General features: G+C 53.0%; 17 protein-coding genes and 1 tRNA gene. 7 read left to right on the top strand and 11 right to left on the bottom strand.

Annotation, left to right across the window (positions count from 1 at the left end; genetic code table 11):
- Positions 1–2 precede the first annotated feature (2 nt).
- From Q9S52_RS01380 to Q9S52_RS01365, 4 genes are all read right to left on the bottom strand, one after another.
- The gene (locus Q9S52_RS01380; protein ID WP_297625052.1) at positions 3–668 is read right to left on the bottom strand and encodes an MBL fold metallo-hydrolase; all 666 of its coding nucleotides are present in this window, start codon (positions 666–668) and stop codon (positions 3–5) included.
- A gap of 106 nt (positions 669–774) precedes the next feature.
- A complete protein-coding gene (locus Q9S52_RS01375; RefSeq protein ID WP_297625049.1) occupies positions 775–972 on the bottom strand; it encodes a hypothetical protein in 198 nt (65 codons plus the stop codon).
- A gap of 123 nt (positions 973–1,095) precedes the next feature.
- Positions 1,096–1,242, bottom strand: coding sequence for a hypothetical protein (locus tag Q9S52_RS01370; RefSeq protein WP_297625045.1), 147 nt, complete (start codon positions 1,240–1,242; stop codon positions 1,096–1,098).
- Positions 1,243–1,293: 51 nt separating this feature from the next.
- Positions 1,294–1,509, bottom strand: a complete 216-nt coding sequence (locus tag Q9S52_RS01365; protein ID WP_304707892.1) for a hypothetical protein — start codon at positions 1,507–1,509, stop codon at positions 1,294–1,296.
- Positions 1,510–1,766: 257 nt separating this feature from the next.
- On the opposite strand from Q9S52_RS01365, the gene Q9S52_RS01360 reads away from it, so the two are divergent.
- The 6 genes from Q9S52_RS01360 (at position 1,767) to Q9S52_RS01335 (ending at position 8,933) form a co-directional block, all read left to right on the top strand.
- Positions 1,767–3,176 carry a DHA2 family efflux MFS transporter permease subunit gene (locus Q9S52_RS01360; protein WP_304707890.1) on the top strand — a complete coding sequence of 470 codons (1,410 nt, stop codon included), beginning with the start codon at positions 1,767–1,769 and terminating at the stop codon, positions 3,174–3,176.
- Between the two features lie 125 nt (positions 3,177–3,301).
- A tRNA-Asp gene (locus Q9S52_RS01355) sits at positions 3,302–3,375 on the top strand.
- A gap of 330 nt (positions 3,376–3,705) precedes the next feature.
- Entirely contained in the window at positions 3,706–5,955 is a 2,250-nt protein-coding gene (locus Q9S52_RS01350) for a DUF3575 domain-containing protein (protein ID WP_304707888.1), read from the top strand.
- Positions 5,956–5,986: 31 nt separating this feature from the next.
- Positions 5,987–6,970, top strand: coding sequence for a DUF5119 domain-containing protein (locus Q9S52_RS01345; protein WP_294591347.1), 984 nt, complete (start codon positions 5,987–5,989; stop codon positions 6,968–6,970).
- A gap of 75 nt (positions 6,971–7,045) precedes the next feature.
- A complete protein-coding gene (locus tag Q9S52_RS01340; RefSeq protein WP_304707884.1) occupies positions 7,046–7,957 on the top strand; it encodes a fimbrillin family protein in 912 nt (303 codons plus the stop codon).
- Between the two features lie 160 nt (positions 7,958–8,117).
- Entirely contained in the window at positions 8,118–8,933 is an 816-nt protein-coding gene (locus Q9S52_RS01335; protein WP_304707882.1) for a fimbrillin family protein, read from the top strand.
- A gap of 416 nt (positions 8,934–9,349) precedes the next feature.
- Here Q9S52_RS01335 and Q9S52_RS01330 read toward each other — a convergent pair whose 3' ends face one another.
- On the bottom strand, positions 9,350–11,590 hold the full coding sequence (locus Q9S52_RS01330; protein WP_297829126.1) for an inorganic phosphate transporter: 2,241 nt from the start codon (positions 11,588–11,590) through the stop codon (positions 9,350–9,352).
- A 127-nt stretch (positions 11,591–11,717) separates the two neighbouring features.
- Positions 11,718–12,308, bottom strand: a complete 591-nt coding sequence (ruvA, locus tag Q9S52_RS01325) for a Holliday junction branch migration protein RuvA (protein WP_304707879.1) — start codon at positions 12,306–12,308, stop codon at positions 11,718–11,720.
- A gap of 129 nt (positions 12,309–12,437) precedes the next feature.
- Between ruvA and Q9S52_RS01320 the strand changes: the two genes are divergently transcribed.
- Positions 12,438–13,097 (top strand): OmpH family outer membrane protein, encoded by a 660-nt coding sequence (locus Q9S52_RS01320; RefSeq protein ID WP_294591355.1) that lies wholly within the window; start codon positions 12,438–12,440, stop codon positions 13,095–13,097.
- Positions 13,098–13,340: 243 nt separating this feature from the next.
- Here the strand turns inward: Q9S52_RS01320 and Q9S52_RS01315 are convergent, their stop codons facing one another.
- From Q9S52_RS01315 to Q9S52_RS01295, 5 genes are all read right to left on the bottom strand, one after another.
- On the bottom strand, positions 13,341–13,610 hold the full coding sequence (locus Q9S52_RS01315; protein WP_304707876.1) for a DUF4180 domain-containing protein: 270 nt from the start codon (positions 13,608–13,610) through the stop codon (positions 13,341–13,343).
- Between the two features lie 144 nt (positions 13,611–13,754).
- The gene (locus Q9S52_RS01310) at positions 13,755–14,234 is read right to left on the bottom strand and encodes a DUF456 domain-containing protein (RefSeq protein WP_294591359.1); all 480 of its coding nucleotides are present in this window, start codon (positions 14,232–14,234) and stop codon (positions 13,755–13,757) included.
- 151 nt (positions 14,235–14,385) lie between these two features.
- Positions 14,386–14,580, bottom strand: coding sequence for a hypothetical protein (locus tag Q9S52_RS01305; RefSeq protein WP_294591361.1), 195 nt, complete (start codon positions 14,578–14,580; stop codon positions 14,386–14,388).
- Positions 14,581–14,670: 90 nt separating this feature from the next.
- Positions 14,671–15,243 carry an electron transport complex subunit RsxA gene (gene rsxA, locus Q9S52_RS01300; protein ID WP_294591363.1) on the bottom strand — a complete coding sequence of 191 codons (573 nt, stop codon included), beginning with the start codon at positions 15,241–15,243 and terminating at the stop codon, positions 14,671–14,673.
- Positions 15,244–15,283: 40 nt separating this feature from the next.
- Entirely contained in the window at positions 15,284–15,877 is a 594-nt protein-coding gene (locus Q9S52_RS01295; RefSeq protein WP_294591364.1) for an RnfABCDGE type electron transport complex subunit E, read from the bottom strand.
- Positions 15,878–15,882 lie beyond the last annotated feature (5 nt).

Raw genomic sequence — 15,882 nt, 5'->3', positions numbered from 1 at the left:
GATTATCGCACCTGCACGACGGCCAGCTGTTCCTGGATCCGTTTCCGATCCACCGTCTCATAATGATATGGATAGAGGTATTCCGGTTCGATGATTTTGGCCGCTTCGATAAACTCCTCTTCGCTCATCGTATAGGGAAGCATCAGGGGGAGAAAAGCGATAAAAATAAAGTTCAACTCCCGCATTTCCGGAATCAGTTCGGTGTCGCCGGCGATGTAAATCCGTTTTTCGTTGATGGTCAGCAGATAACCGTTTCCCTCTCCTTTCGGGTGGAACGGTACGCCGGGTCTCCGTTCCCGGACGACGTTATAGGCCGGCAGGGCCCGGATGCGGATTGAGCGGTTGTAGTCTGTCGTATCGCCGTTGGCCAGTGTGATGATCCGTTGGGTGAATCCGTCGACCCGCAGCCGTTCTGTGGCTTTCGGCGGTGCGATAAAGACGGTCTGGTCGGTCGCGATGGCGCGTAGCGCCTCGGGGTCGTAATGGTCATAGTGATCGTGGGTGATGAGAACCGTCGTGGCTTTCGGAAGCATCGTATAATCGGCCCCCTCTCCGTATGGATCGACGGCGATTAGCTCATTCTCATAACCTATATAAAGCGCCGCATGGCTGATACGCGTCACGCTGATCGGGCCGTAGTAATCGGTGGTGTCGGGTTGTGCTTTCATGATGTTTGTGGGTTTGGGAATAAAGGTAGCATTTTTCGTGCCGAAATCGGAGCGTTTTTTGGGAAAATGGAGGGGCTATTTTTGCTGAGGTTGGAGGCTGTCCTGTTTATTCCGAGAGGCAACGCAGCTGAAGACCGCTGGCCCGGTGTACCGGATAGTTTGAGCCGAGTCCCGTCGCGTCGAAGTACAAGTATACGCCATAGATATCGCTGACTGTGGAAGTCCAGCTGTAGCCGCCGTTACCGACCACCCACACCGAGCCTGAACCGTAACCGCGGTGGCCCGGGGCGATGCCGCTCGGCACGCGGACCGGGTAGCCTCTGCCCCAATGGTCGCCTCTACCCTAAGTGCTTCTATCTCAAATAATCGGCCTGCCTCGGCTTCAAGTTGGGGCAGACACAGCCAGTAGAATGCCCTGTGGGCGCGTTTATTCCGAGAGGCAACGCAACGGAAAACCGTGGGCGCGGCTGTCCGAGTTGCTGGTGAGGAGGTGCTGCGAAAAGAAATTCAAGTCCAGACCGTAGACACCGCCCGTAACGGAAGACCAGCTGAACCCGGTGTAGCCGACGCCCATCAGATCGCCCGAGTTCGAAAGGCGGTTGCCCGGGGCGGGGTTTGTCTCCGTTTATTCCGAGAGGCAACGCAACGGAAAACAGTGGGCACGGTAGTCTGGGTAGCCGATGTAGAGGCCCTGCGAATTGAAACTCAAGTCCAAACCGTAGATGTCGCTTGCGGCGGAAGACCAGATGAACCCGCGGTTGCCGACGTGCCACAACGCACCCTCATCGAAGGCGCGGAAGCCCGGGGCGTGTCGCTCGGCCCTGTTTATTCCGAGAGGCAACGCAACGGAAGACCGTAGGCGCGGAGGTACGCGTAGCTGGGATTGAGCCCCGTCACGTAGAAATCCAAGTACACCCCATTGCTGCCGCTCACCGACGACGAATAGCTGAACCCGCCGTTGCCGACGTAGCTCAGCCCGCCCGAGGCGAGGCTGCGGAAGCCCGGGGCGGCACTGCCCCGCCCTTTCCTGATTTGAACGAAGAATCGCAGTAAACCATAAATTGTGTAATTTCGGAGCGCTTTTCGGACAAATTATCGATGGATAAACAGACGACGATTCGAGTCTCGCTGGTCGTAGCTGTTGCGTTTTTCATGCAATTTCTCGACACCACCGCGGTCAATACGGCCATTCCGGCCATGGCCGACACGTTCCGGGTGGATGTCATCCGGCTCAGTACCGGCGTGACCTCCTATCTGATGGCGTTGGCGGTTTTTATCCCCGTGAGCGGCTGGATCGCCGAACGCTTCGGAACCCGCCGCGTTTTTTGCTCCTCGGTCGCCTTTTTCATCCTCTCCTCTACCCTTTGCGGCACCTCGCACAGTTTGTGGCAGTTCGTCGCCTATCGCATCATGCAGGGGATGGCCGGAGCCATGATGTCGCCCGTCGGTCGGCTGGCCGTGCTCAAAGCCACGCCCAAAGAGGATTTGCCCACCGCCATGAACTATATTACCATTCCGGCACTCGTCGCTCCGATTATGGGGCCCGTGGTGGGCGGCTATCTGACCTCCTTTTGGTCGTGGAGGTGGATTTTTTACCTGAACGTGCCGATCGGAATCGCCTGTATTCTGTTGGCCTGGCACTACATTCCCGAAGAGACGCCGCGCGACGCGAAACGAAAGCCGCCGTTCGATTGGGGCGGATTCGTATTGAGCGGGAGTGCGCTGGCCGGATTTATGTACGGAGTCGAAATGTTCAGCAAATCAGGCATCTCGTATGCCCTTTCCGGTTCGGTCGTCGGCCTGAGCCTGCTGTTGCTTTACTGGAACGTGAAGCACGCGGCCCGGGTGGAGACGCCGCTGATCGACTATTCAGTCATGCGGGTGCGAACCTACAGCATTACGGTTTGGGTCGGTTCCGTATCGCGAATCGTGATCGGAGCCTTTCCTTATCTTGTGCCGCTGATGTTTCAGGAGGGTTTCGGGCTGAGTCCCTTTCGTTCCGGGCTCCTCTTTCTGGCCACGATGGCCGGCAACCTGTCGATGAAGACCGCGACCGTCTGGCTGATCCGCCGTTTCCCCTTTCGCAATATTTTATTGGTAAACGGTGCCTTAGTAGCTCTTTTCACCTTTCTGACCGCCCTGTTTTCTCCCGAAACGCCCGTTTGGATGATCGTGGTTACCCTCTTCTGTGCCGGTCTGGTGCGGTCGATGCAGTTCAGTTCGCTGACCACCCTCGCCTTTGCCGATATCGCCGAACGGAAAATGACATCGGCCAATACCTTATATAGTACGGTGCAACAGATGTCCACCGGCATGGGGATCGCCGTCGGCGCCGTGATGCTGCGGTTCGCCAACCAGTTCGACGGCGGCATGCCCGGACACTATACGGTATTGGATTTTCGGCTGGCATTCTTTGCTGTGGCCATCCTGGGTGTTATTCATCTGTTCGGCTACACCTTTTTGCGTCCCTCGGCCGGAAACGCCGTCAGGATCAAGAAGAAAGAGTAAGATTCGGCCTCCGTTCGCATCATACCGTCCGGCGGAATTTGCGAAAAAAACGGTCGAACGTTTGGTAGAATAAAAAGAAGACTCTATATTTGTCCTCGCAATGCCGAATCGGGTATTGCGGATTTGGTGCGGTAGTTCAGCTGGTTAGAATACCTGCCTGTCACGCAGGGGGTCGCGAGTTCGAGTCTCGTCCGCACCGCGCGTTTTTAACACGCCTCTTCTTGTGGATGGAAGAGGCGTTTTTCGTATGAGCCTTTTTGACATAGAGCGGGATTTGCACGAAAATTGTCGGAGGGCTCTTGCTTTCGCCGTCCGAGCTGATTCGGGCGGGCCGGCTTCAGGCGTCGAACTCCGGGATTCGGCGACGAAAAAAAGTGAAATCTGACAATAAGTGTGGATTACTGACTAAAATTTATTAATTTAGCCGCGTGAAATATCCTCTCTCGCAGAGGATTCGGGCATAAATTGAACGGATATGGATTTTGCAAAACGCAGAAAATCAAATTTTTCGAACGGTAGAAAGCGGTCGTTGCGAATCGTAACGGCGGCTTTGTTGGGCTTGTTGGGGGGCTGTGTGTGGGGGGCATTTGCGCAGGGACAGGGGCTGGGGGCGCCGCAGAAACAGTCCGTCGATTTTGCATTCGGCTTGGGGAACTCGGAACTGAGCGTAAATTATGGTCAGAATGCCGCAGCGATGGCCAAATTCGATAAATTGGTGCGCGACGTGGCCAATTCGGCATCGGCACGGATCGACTCGGTGGTGATTACCGCTTATTCGACGGCTACGAACCCGCTCGGGAACGTCGATGTGGCGGAACAACGGGTGTCTGCGGTTAAAGCGTATGTCGATCCGGTGATCCGGAACTCGCAGCTGCGTCAGGCGGTGGTCGTGACGGGGAACGTCGTGGCCAAGAACAACGTCATGATGCCGGATCAGGTATTCGGGATGTTGAAAAAGGTGACCGTTACCGTTTATATGAACGGGTCGAGCCTGGCGAAGAAAGGTACGACCAACGGCGGTGGGACGATGGGGAGCGACGAAAGTCGATATATGTCGCCGTTCGGCGGAAGCAACGTCTTCGGAACGACTTCGCGGCAGCAGCAAACGGCGGCTCAGGCGGACACTCATCGCGAACCGCAGCAGGTGGCGGTTGAAGTAGTGCCGAAACACGCTTTCTCGGCTAAGGAACAGCCGCGGCAGGAAGTGGTCGTTGCGCGGCCGGCGGAACCGCAGCAGCCCGCTCAGACGAAACCGGTAGTTGCAGAGCGGGAGTCGGAAGTAATTTTGCCGGTCGATAATAATAAATCGACCCCGAAAGACGATTATAAGAAGGAACCGGTTCGGCAGTCGGAAGCGGTTGCTGCGACGCCTGTTGCTCCGGCGGAACCGTTGTGGGAACCGACCAAAGAGGAAAAGAAAGCTCTGGATGCGGAATTGCATCGCTTTATCGACTCATTGGCCCAGCTGGAAGTGAAACGGAAACAAGAGGCGACTGCGGTGGCTCCTGCTCCTGCGGTTGTGGTAGAGACTCCGAAGGTTTCGAATGTGCAGCCTGTGCGGCCGGCGGTAGTAGCGGATAACAGCTATGCACAGCAGGGACGCAATCCGGAGATCGATGCGCTCGTACAGCAACTCCTCGAAGAACAGGGAGCGACTGCTACGGCGACCGTTCCTGCGGGAAGAGGCGGTGCGACGAATATCGCCGGTCTGGAGTTGGGGAACAGTACCGACGACAAGACCAATAAAGTGGTGTTGGAAGAGATCAGCACTACCCTCTTGCGCTCTTCGAATGCCAAACAGAAGGCGATTATGGAGCTCGAAATTTCGGGTAGCTCGGCTTTCGTGGCAGGGATGGCGGATGCGAAGAAGATTAAAATGAAGCCGTCGAAAGCAGGGGCGGTTGTGGAAGCGAAACCGGTGAAAGCGGAAAAACCGGCTAAACAGAAACCGGTCGTAGTAGCGAAAGAAAAAGAGAAGATCAAGGTAGAGGAAGAAGTGATCGCCGTTACGCCGATCGTACCGGCTGAAGTCGTGGCCAAAGAAGAGATCAAAGAGAAAGAAAAAGAAGAGGTTAAACCGGTGAAGGTGAAGCCTGTCAAGCCGTCGAAAGCAGTGGCTATCGAAGTGGTACCGGTCGAAGAGGTTGAAACCGCAAAAGTGAAAGAAAAAGAAGAGGTTAAACCGGTAAAGGTTAAGCCTGTTAAACCGGTGAAAGCGGAAAAACCGGCCAAAATCAAAACGGCGCACGAGCCGATGACTTTGGTGCGACCGTTGGTGGCGGCGAAGACCAATCTGGCTTACTGGGCGGGAGTTGCGGCGAATGCCGAAGTCGAATTCTACTTCGCTAAACGCTGGTCGGCGATGGTCGAAGGGGTTTATACCGATTGGAACATGAACCTCTACAAGAAGCACTACGCCGTCAACGAAATCAGCCCGGAAGTACGTTATTGGACGACCCGGAAAGCGGGGCAATATTGTGGCTTGTACGTTGGGGTATATGGACACTTGGGACAGTTCGACTACATGTCCAAAGATCGCCTCACGGGCGGTAAGACCGGGGACTACTACGGTGCCGGGATTTCGGTAGGGGGCTATCTGCCTTTCACTCCTCACTTCGGGATGGAACTCGGCTTGCGAGGGGGATATGTACGGGCGAATTACGACCGTTACCACAAAGAAGTTTCGACCTATATATATGAATCGTCGAAGTCGGCCAACTATTTCGGTCTGACGGGAGCGAAAGTTTCATTGGTATACCGTTTCGGCTTGGGCCGGTAGTAATTTTTGAATAGGGAAACGCAGATTTATCATGAACAAGATACTACATTTCGGAAGATCGAAAAAGCTGGGGGTGATTGTCATGGCTGTGGCGGCTGCTTGGAGCGGTTTGGGGACGACATCGTGTGTCAGACGGAATTTGTACACCAAACCGGACGAAGGGCGCGTGATTGTGAATTTCGACTGGAAAAACAAAGTCGAAGGGACGACGGCGCCGGAGAAAATGTCGGTCTACCTGTATAACGAAGATGGCAGCAAACTGTATCACGGTGAGACCGGAGAAGACGGTTCTTATCAGGGGACGGTAGCATCGGGGAAATATAAAGTATTGGCTTTTAACGAAGGGATCGAAGGGATCAAATTTGCCGATATTGAAAGCTTTGAAAAGGCATATGCTTATGCGCTGCCGTTGAATAACAAGGCTTTGGAAGAGGATGAGTGGATCAAGGAGGCGGGCGGATGGCTTTATAGCGGACAGTTCGCGGAATTGACCGTTGCGAAAGAAGATACCGTCGTGACCACATTGGCGCCGGCACCGCGGGTACAGCGGGTGGTGGTAAAGATTCTTGTGAATGGCGATGCGGATAAGGTGACCGGATTACAGATGGCTTTGACGGGAGTCGCTTCTTCAATCCGGTTGTGCTCCGGAGAGTGTACGGGGGGATATAAAGCGGTGGTACCTTTGAACCATCAGGTGGAACAGGTGGATGGCTCTGTGCTCTATTCGGCGAATGCTTTGGTCTTCGGAATCCGGCCTTCGGAAGGAGAGAGTCAGGGATCGAATAGCGTGCGGCTGGACTTGAATTTTGACAATGGCGGCTCGCAGCAAATCGAAGCAGAGATTGGGCCGGAAATTATCGATAATCCGGATGCCATCGAAATAACGATCGATATCGATGTGGAAGTTTCGGCTACTTCTCAAGGCGGATTTACGGCTCAAATCACCGATTTCGAGGTGACTACCGACGATATGATCGTGAATAACCGGCCAAATACCAGCGGTGCGGGGAATTAGGTGATAGGCGGGGTGAGAAACGGGGGAGAACTGTTGGATACGAACTAAAATTAATCGGGGGAAATATAGATGATCATGAAAAAAATCACTTGGTTCTCGGCACTGACGGCGATATGCGCCGTGGCTGTAGGAGTGAGCGGTTGTACCAAAAAGGAACTGGAGATTCCGGCGGGAGAAAAATCCCAGTTGTTGCTGACCGGAAAAACCCAGAAAATGGGAGTGACCAAGGCGCAGAAGGCGACCACTACCCAACCGTTGGCGAATAATTTCGAAACCGGGATATATGTGGTGAATCGGACTTCGGGCGAAAATGTGGGGACGGCGGGAGTGTCCAATTTGAAGCATGTGTCCGATGCGTCGGGGGCGTTGATTAATACCGGCGCTCCGATTATCTTGACCACGGGTTGGGAATACGATATGATCGCTTACGGGCCGCATGATCCGGCGGTGGTGGCTGCGAACGGAGTAAAAGTCGCGCATGGGAACGATATGATCTGGGCGAAGAGCGCCGGTGAGAAACCCAATGCGAAGACACATAGCACGGCATTGACCTTTCAACATAAAGTATCGCAGATCGAATTCGAACTGGTGGATGGCGGGACTACCGGAGAGGGAAATTCTGTGAACTTGGCGGGAGCGACATTCAAAGTGACGGGGTTTGTTAAGGACGGGACCGTAGATTTGACCACCGGTGCGATGACCCTCGGAGCGGTCGATCCGACGATCGTTTTGACCGGGATCAATAATACTGATCTGAAGACCGATGTAATCTATTTCGTGCCGGGAGAAAATTTGCAGTTGAACGCGGAAGTGACTTTGGCCGACGGAACTACCTTCTCGGGTGTCTATAAGAAGAAGTTCGAAGCCGGAAGACATTATCAGGTCAAGATTAAAGTACTCGATTTGGACACCGATTTGGATCTGGATGACAGTACATTGCTTCCGTGGGAAGAAGACGAAGAGGGAGATTTGGAACTCGGACAATAACACCAAGCGAATAGAAATCTCTCCCCTTTGGGGGGTACCATTATCTTCAAATATCGAGAGTGAGATTATGAAAACGTTTTACGTACTTGCGGCTCTTTTTCTGACAGTGACCGGTTGTACCAAAAAAGATACGGAAAGGGATCAAAAAGTTCCTTCTGAATTGATTTTGAACGGAGAAGTGACATTCAGCGACAATGATCCTGAGACCGCTTCCTCTGTCTCGGCGGTGAAACAAGTGGAAACACGCGCGGGAGGGCAATTGCCGGCCAGTACCTCTTTGGGAGTCTATATTCGGAATACCCCGGAGACTGCGGGTGCGGGGGATTTGAATGCAGCAGAGTGGAAAAATCTGCCGTTCGTTTGTAATTCCAGCGGACAGATTGTTCTATCGGGGGGCACAGGTGGCGTGATTCTGACCTCGGGGATTCAGTATGATATCTTGGCCTATTCACCACAGGTTCAGACCGTGAGCGACGCTCATCGAATACCGGTGGATCATGGAACGGATATCTTGTGGGGGAAGAAGACGGTAAAAGCAGTGCCGGGGGCGACACGGGTGAACTTGGAATTCAGACATGCCGGAGCACAGGTCGGGTTCAAATTGAAAGCGAAGGATGGGACGACGATGGATTTGAGTAATGCCCAGATGACAGTTACCGGTTTTTATAAGACCGGGACGTTGGATTTGGAGACGGGGAAGATTACGGGGGCGGATCCGACCGAGAAATTGACGGATAAGACGGGCGCGAAATCGTATGTTCTGGCGACGGGTGATAAGATGACCGTGAATGCGACTGTGACGGGTGTTCCGGATCAGCCTACGTTTACCGGTTCTTATACTTTGACCCTCAAACCGGGGAAATCTTATCTCTATACCATTACGCTGAATCCGAATGGTGAAGCACCGGTTAAATTCGATCCAGAGGTGGTGGATTGGGAAGATGTAGCAGCTGGCAATGATGTGATTATCAAATAGATTTTATGTAAAATGGATAAGGGGTCGGTATTCTCAAGAATACCGACCCCTACTGTTTTTGTGGATTTCTGACGGCGAAAATTTAGTAGTACTCTACCCTATTCGGACAATCTATAACAAACACATTGAAATCGACGTTACCGACGTGGGTAAAATGTTGCACGGATCATTCATTGTTGAAGTAAATCTATGAATCTCTCCTTGTAATAAGTAGGCCTAGTCGAAAGAGAGAGTTTTGAATATTGAATCTCTGATTATCGATCGTTTTACCCCGTTCCGACGCAGCTTTCCATATCCTTGTTAACTCCTAGAAGCATCTAATAGGTTGGAAAAAATAACCCTTTGCCTCGGAAAGAGACAAAGGGTCGGATTTTCGAAACGCGGAATTTTGCCCGTATGTCGTGACCGGCACCGGACTATTCATCCGCCGCTAAGAAATGCTTCTGAGCCTTCAGCAAATTCCTGGACTGAAGCACCATCGTTTTCGTCTCGTTGATGATGTCGAGATACAGCATACTGCTCCGAGAGCTCGACGCATTGTCCCGTACCCGATAAATCTGGTTTTTGATCGCTTTGGCCAGTATCTCGAACAACTCGTCCCGGTGTTGCAACGCATCGTCCAAATGGCTGAAATCTTTGGTCTGCAACATCCGGATAATCTCGTCGTAAATATCCGAAACCCGTTTGTTGATCTCTTGCAGATCGGACAACTGTGCCGGACTCAATCCCTCGTGGTTGTTGTCGATGTGGTCGAAGCTCGGCCGCGTGATATGCACCAATGCCTTCGCCACTTCGTTCACGTAGTCCGCCACCTGAACGTAATAGTGAGCCGTATCGATGTTGTTGGCCTCCAGCTTGCGCAAGATCGGCAGTAACCGATACTTCCGCTCGTGTGCCTCCTGATACATCTGCTCCGCCGCCCGCATCGTATCTTTCAGTTTCCGACGGTCTTCGCTTGCCAGCCCCTCGATCGTCTCCTGATAGAGCTTGGTCATCGTCTGCATGGCGTTGCAAATCTCCTGCGTCGATTCATCCACAATGTTCAATTCCTTGTCATCCCCGTTGTACATGGCTTCACGTGCTGCCGCTTTCTTCTGCCGCCGCGAGAAGAGCACCTTGCTTTGGAACAGGATGAAAGCGCAGACCGCCGCCAGCCCGTAGATGGCGATATTTCCGCCGTACATCAGCACCAGCCCGACGATAAACGCCACCGTAAACGCCACCGCCGCCGTCAGGAACCAGCCCGAGATCACCGTCAATACCCCCGTGATCCGATACACGGCACTTTCGCGTCCCCACGCGCGGTCGGCCAGCGAAGAACCCATCGCCACCATGAAAGTAACGTAGGTGGTCGAAAGCGGCAACCGCAACGAAGTGGCCGATGCGATCAGGATCGAAGCGACCGCCAGATTGACCGTGGCCCGGATCAAGTCGAACGGTGCTTTCTCCGCTGCTTCGATCACCGCCATCGGCTCGAATCGCCGCGCGAGGAACCGTTGTGCCCGTTCCGGCACGTATTTGGCGAAATTTTTGTTAAAATTGACCGCTCCGCGCACCAAGGCCCGCGACAGCGACGTAGAGCCGAATCGCTCTACTCCATCGTCCTGCCGTGCCAGATTGATTTCGGTGTCGGAAACCGACCGGGCTTTCTTTGAGAGCCAGATGGTGATGACCATAATCAGCCCCCCGATGAACAGGATCAGCGGATTGGCAGGTACGGCCCCTGCCAGTTCCGACATTTTGAGGGTTGAAATATCAACTCCCGCAGCCGCCGCATTCGAAGCAATGTTGTAGGAGTCGAAACCCGCCACGAATACCCCGATAAAATTCACCAGGTCATTACCCGCAAAAGCCAGCGCCAACGACAAAGTTCCCGCCAATACCGTCAGCTTGAGGATGTTGATCTTAAATAAGTAATGGATCAGGCCCATCAGGATGGTCCATCCGATAAAACAGTAGACCATCATTAATCCCGTGTGGGCGTTCATCCACGCCATCAGTTCGTGCGGCATGATCGAGGTGTCTTTCATTCCTTTGAAGATGGCGAAGTATGAGATTGCCGTAAGTGCGATCCCGCACCACAGCGGCCCGATGTAGCGAAATGATTTCTGGTAATGGAACGAGAAGATCACGCGGGTCACGTACATGACCACGGTACCGGTAATGAATGCGACGATGACGGATGTCAATATTCCCGATATGATCCCCAATGCCTTTCCGGAGTTGATGTAGATGGGCAGTTCTGCCATGCTTCCCCCTGCATTCCAGATTTTTACAAGTGCTACAGCCACGGCAGAGCCCAGCAGTTCGAATACGAGCGATACGGTGGTCGAGGTAGGAAGCCCGAAAGTATTGAACATATCCAGCAGGATCACGTCGGTGAACATGACTGCAAGGAAGATCATCATCATCTCGTGGAAGTAGAAGTTTTCGGGAAAGAAAACTCCCCGGCGTGCCACTTCCATCATACCGCTGGAGAAAATGGAGCCGAGGAGAATCCCTGCCGAAGCGACGAGCAGGATGACGTATCGCGGCGCGGCTTTCGAGCCTAAGGCCGAGTTTAGGAAATTGACGGCGTCGTTGGAAACTCCCACCACAAGGTCGGAAACGGCGAGAGCCATCAGAATCACCAAGACAAACAGATAGATATTGTCCATAGAAGACACAAGGTGTGTGGTTAAAAAGGCGGGGCGGCGAAAAGCTCTTCGGGCTCATCGACCGAAATCCCCGACGAAAATACCGAATTAATCTCGATTTACCAAGATACGATAGGCGATTGTGCGGTTACAGTTGGGTAAGTGCCTGACGAATAATGGCTTCGGCAGTGAGTGACGGATTTTCGCGGCAGATCGCCTTGACGACCTTTTCGCAGGCCGATTTCGGATAGCCGAGGATGGTCAGAGCCGATATCGCTTCGTCGATGTTTTCGGTCACTTCGGCGAAGATGCCCGGCGCAGCATCCGACACGGCCGCCACGTTGAGCACTTTGTTTCTCAGGTCGACAATGGCCCGTTCGGCGGTCTTTGCGCCGATCCCCTTGACGCTTTTCAAAGCTCCCACATTACCCGTGGCGATGATCTGTACCATATCCTCCACTCCGTACGACGAGAGCATGATCCGGGCGGTATTGGCCCCGATTCCCGATACGGAGAGCAGGAGGCGGAAGAGTTCGCGCTCTTTCTGCTGGCTGAACCCGAAGAATATCTGGGCGTCTTCGCGTTGGATGTGGTGGATGTAGAGGGTCGTTTCGGTCACCGAGCTGATGGCGGTGTAGGTTTGCAACGAGATTTGGAGCAGGTAGCCGATCCCCGCCGCCTCAATGACGACATAGGTGGGGGTCAGTTCGGCGATTCGGCCTTTGATGTATTCGTACATAAAAGTTGGAGTGAGTGAACCCGGAACAAAGATAACTTTTTCCCGGAGATTTCGGGAAACCGCGCGGGGAGATGGAATATTTTTACCATATTTGCACCATAAAATCGGAAACTCAATATTTTAACGGGAATGAATAAAATGACACTCAACATCGTATCGTTGGCAGCGGCTTTGACGCTGGGATCGGTTTTCGTCGGCTGCGGAACCTCTTCGAATAAGGGGGATTCGACGACGGGGGCAGCGAATGCGGCGGATTCTGCGCAAACGACTGCGACGACGGACGCGATCGAATATAACGGAAAGATCGTTTACGTACAGATCGACTCCGTTATGAGCGGCTATGGGTTGGCGAAGGATTTGCTGGACGCTCTGGCCGAAAAGAGCAAAAAGGCGCAGAATGAACTGACGGCAAAGGGGCGGAGTCTGGAGCGCGAGATGCGCGACTATCAGGAGAAGGCGCAGAAGGGGTTGATTACGCGGTTCCAGGCGCAGGACATCGAAGCGGGATTGCAGAAGAAACAGCAGGCGGTGATGGACTATCGGGATCGGAAGATGCAGGAGTTGGCGGAAGAAGAGGCGGTGACGATGAACCGGATCAGCGAGGCGATCATGCAGTATGTGCGGAAATACAATGCAGAGAAGAAATACAGCATGATTATCAGCACGCAGGGTGGGAATACGGTTTTGCTGGCCGATCCGTCGTTGAACATTACGGACGACTTGCTGAAGGGGCTGAATGACGAGTACCGTCTTCAGCTGGATACGATGAAGCAGGCGGCGACGAAGTAGTTCGTTGGTATGACTGAATAGATTGAACGCGGTTTTTCGCGACAAGGGCCTCTTTTCACGGGAGGCCTTTTTTGTATGGAGTTATGTAGTATGTATGGCTAAGGGTGTGCAGAAGCGGGGGAAATATGCTTTGGGGTTGTCGGAAAATATGCGTTGCTGGCGACAGACGAGGAGGCGGTGAAGGCGGATATCGGGCGATTTACATAATTATTTGCCTTTCGAGGCGTTTGTCTTCAGAACTTCCTATTTTCCTTTCGTTAACATCTCCACCGCAGCTTCTGTCGTGTCAATGAAAATAACATCTTTCCCTTTATTGCTCTCATAAATGAAATCTCTCAGCGGTTGGCTTGTATAGTGTGAATAATCACCATAGACTGCAATCCTTCCCCCGTAATTTATATATTTCTGCAAGATTTCTCCTGCAATGCCACTGCTGAGGACAAAGAAGTCTTCCGTAATCAACTTTTTATCTATCACGATGTTCTTTGTTCCTACTTCATATTGTGCGGTCATTAATAAGTCAAGTGCCGATTGGGCATCTGTGATGACTACGAATCACTTTCTACTATTGCGCATGTAATGTGGTTTCTTGTTACCGAACGAAATGTCATATTATATGGCTTATTGGGGCGATAGAGAGACAACTTTCATATTTCTTTATGCCGTGAGAGCGACCACCATCCGGTAGAGGATGTAGAAGCAGAGCAACAGTTTCAGCCCTGTACCGAGCAAAAAACCGATGAAAGTGCCGACAGCAGCTTTCAAGGCTGCGCCGCCCGATTTTTTCGCGTACCACAGTTCACCCAGAAAAGCGCCCAGTATCATGCCGAACAGCATCCCGATGGGCAGAAAAAACAGGCCGAGAATCATCCCGATAATCGAACCCCAGGTCGCGGCACTGCTGCCTCCGGCGCGTTTCAGGATCAGCGGAGGTAAAAAGTAGTCCGCCAAGAAAACGACCAGACAGACGCCGGTCATAATGAGCATGAAGTTGTCACTGAAAGGCGTATAGCCGCTCCACCGTCCGATCCAGAGGCTCAGATAGGCCAGCGGTACGCCGGGAAGAGCCGGCACGATCGATCCGATCAGACCGAGCAGCAGAATAATAAAGGCGAGAATAATCAAAAAGAGATCCATAGGGCTAATTCATTGAATGGTTTCGTTGGGCGACCTCATCGGGTGCCGACACGGAAGTATGCGTACGCCGATTCGCTTGTGCGGGTTGTGTCCGGGAATACGGGAATAAAGGTAGGGTATTTTTTGATTTTTGCGTGTATAACACTCCCGTTTATTCCGAGAGGCAACGCAACGGAAGACCGTAGGCGCGGCTGAACGTGAAGCTGGGATCAAGCAGTGTGGGACGAAATTCTAACCATACGCCGTTATGGCCGTTCGTCCATGATGACTGACTGTACCCGTAGCTGCCGACGCTCCACAACGTTCCCTCGCCGCGGTCGCGGTAGCCCGGGGCGGGAAGATGCAATAATCCCTATTCCTCCGCAAACCAACTCGGTGGAATAGGGATTGGCAAACGAAAGCGAGAGGAGAGTACTTCTCCCCGCTAAAAAAGTGTCTACACCAGCCCCGAGAAGCCCATGAAAGCCATGGCCAAAATCCCGGCTACAATCAAAGCGATCGGCACTCCTTTGAATGCTTTCGGTACGTCGGTCAGTTCGAGCTTTTCGCGCAAACCGGCGAACAGTACCAAAGCCAGTGTAAATCCCAAAGCGGTCGCCGCCGAGAAAACCACGCTCTGTGCCAGGTTGAACTCTTTTTGTACCAGCAAAATAGCCACCCCGAGCACGGCACAGTTCGTCGTAATCAAAGGCAGGAAAATCCCCAGCGCCTGATACAAGGCCGGACTCACCTTTTTGAGCACGATTTCCACCATCTGCACCAACGCGGCGATCACCAGAATGAAGACGATGGTCTGCATGTATTCGATCCCCAGCGGAACCAGCACGCCGTATTGCAGGACATAAGCCACCAACGATGCGATGGTCATGACGAAGGTCACGGCCATCCCCATCCCCATCGAGGTGGAGACTTTGTTCGAGACGCCCAGGAACGGGCAGATCCCCAAGAATTGCGCCAGCACGATGTTGTTGACGAAGATCGCGCTGATGATGATTACGAAATATTCCATAGTCGTTTTTCCGAATCAAAGAGAATAAGAGAGCCGCCGATTACCGCAGCCGGGCGGTGAATTTGTTGAAGAGCACAAGGAGGTATCCCAACGCGATAAACGCTCCCGGTGCGAGAACGAAGATCAGGATTCCGTCCGTCCCCGCCGGCAGGAATTTGGCTCCGAACACCGAACCTGCGCCCAACATCTCGCGCACAATCCCCAGCAAGGTCAGCGAGCAGGTGAAGCCCAAACCGATTCCCAGCCCGTCGAGCATCGAGGCGAAAGGCCCGTGTTTCGAGGCGAAGGCTTCGGCCCGCCCCAGAATAATGCAGTTCACCACGATCAGCGGAATAAATACCCCCAAGGTGTTGTACAAATCGGGTACATAAGCCTGCATGACAAGCTGTACGACGGTCACGAACGAAGCGATGATGACGATGAAACTCGGTATCCGCACCTTCGCCGGAATCACGTTTTTCACCAGCGATACCACGATGTTCGACATAATGAGCACGAACATCGTCGCGAGCCCCATACTCATCCCGTTAATGGCCGAGGTGGTCGTTCCCAACGTGGGGCACATCCCCAACAGCAGGACGAATGTCGGATTCTCTTTAATTAACCCTTTGGTAATCAGTTGCAATTTGTTCATGGCTT

The sequence above is a fragment of the uncultured Rikenella sp. genome (assembly GCF_948810725.1).
Classification (GTDB): domain Bacteria; phylum Bacteroidota; class Bacteroidia; order Bacteroidales; family Rikenellaceae; genus Rikenella.
Note: the sequence above shows the minus strand (reverse complement) of the source record. Positions and strands in the feature narration are given on the sequence as shown.

Coding starts and splice junctions, on each gene's coding strand:
- Q9S52_RS01320 (WP_294591355.1), top strand. CDS start 12,438: ATGAATAAAATGACACTCAACATCGTATCGTTGGCAGCGGCTTTGACG.
- Q9S52_RS01295 (WP_294591364.1), bottom strand. CDS start 15,877: ATGAACAAATTGCAACTGATTACCAAAGGGTTAATTAAAGAGAATCCG.
- ruvA (WP_304707879.1), bottom strand. CDS start 12,308: ATGTACGAATACATCAAAGGCCGAATCGCCGAACTGACCCCCACCTAT.
- Q9S52_RS01345 (WP_294591347.1), top strand. CDS start 5,987: ATGAACAAGATACTACATTTCGGAAGATCGAAAAAGCTGGGGGTGATT.
- Q9S52_RS01340 (WP_304707884.1), top strand. CDS start 7,046: ATGAAAAAAATCACTTGGTTCTCGGCACTGACGGCGATATGCGCCGTG.
- Q9S52_RS01315 (WP_304707876.1), bottom strand. CDS start 13,610: ATGACCGCACAATATGAAGTAGGAACAAAGAACATCGTGATAGATAAA.
- Q9S52_RS01330 (WP_297829126.1), bottom strand. CDS start 11,590: ATGGACAATATCTATCTGTTTGTCTTGGTGATTCTGATGGCTCTCGCC.
- rsxA (WP_294591363.1), bottom strand. CDS start 15,243: ATGGAATATTTCGTAATCATCATCAGCGCGATCTTCGTCAACAACATC.
- Q9S52_RS01380 (WP_297625052.1), bottom strand. CDS start 668: ATGAAAGCACAACCCGACACCACCGATTACTACGGCCCGATCAGCGTG.
- Q9S52_RS01360 (WP_304707890.1), top strand. CDS start 1,767: ATGGATAAACAGACGACGATTCGAGTCTCGCTGGTCGTAGCTGTTGCG.
- Q9S52_RS01310 (WP_294591359.1), bottom strand. CDS start 14,234: ATGGATCTCTTTTTGATTATTCTCGCCTTTATTATTCTGCTGCTCGGT.
- Q9S52_RS01370 (WP_297625045.1), bottom strand. CDS start 1,242: ATGGGCGTCGGCTACACCGGGTTCAGCTGGTCTTCCGTTACGGGCGGT.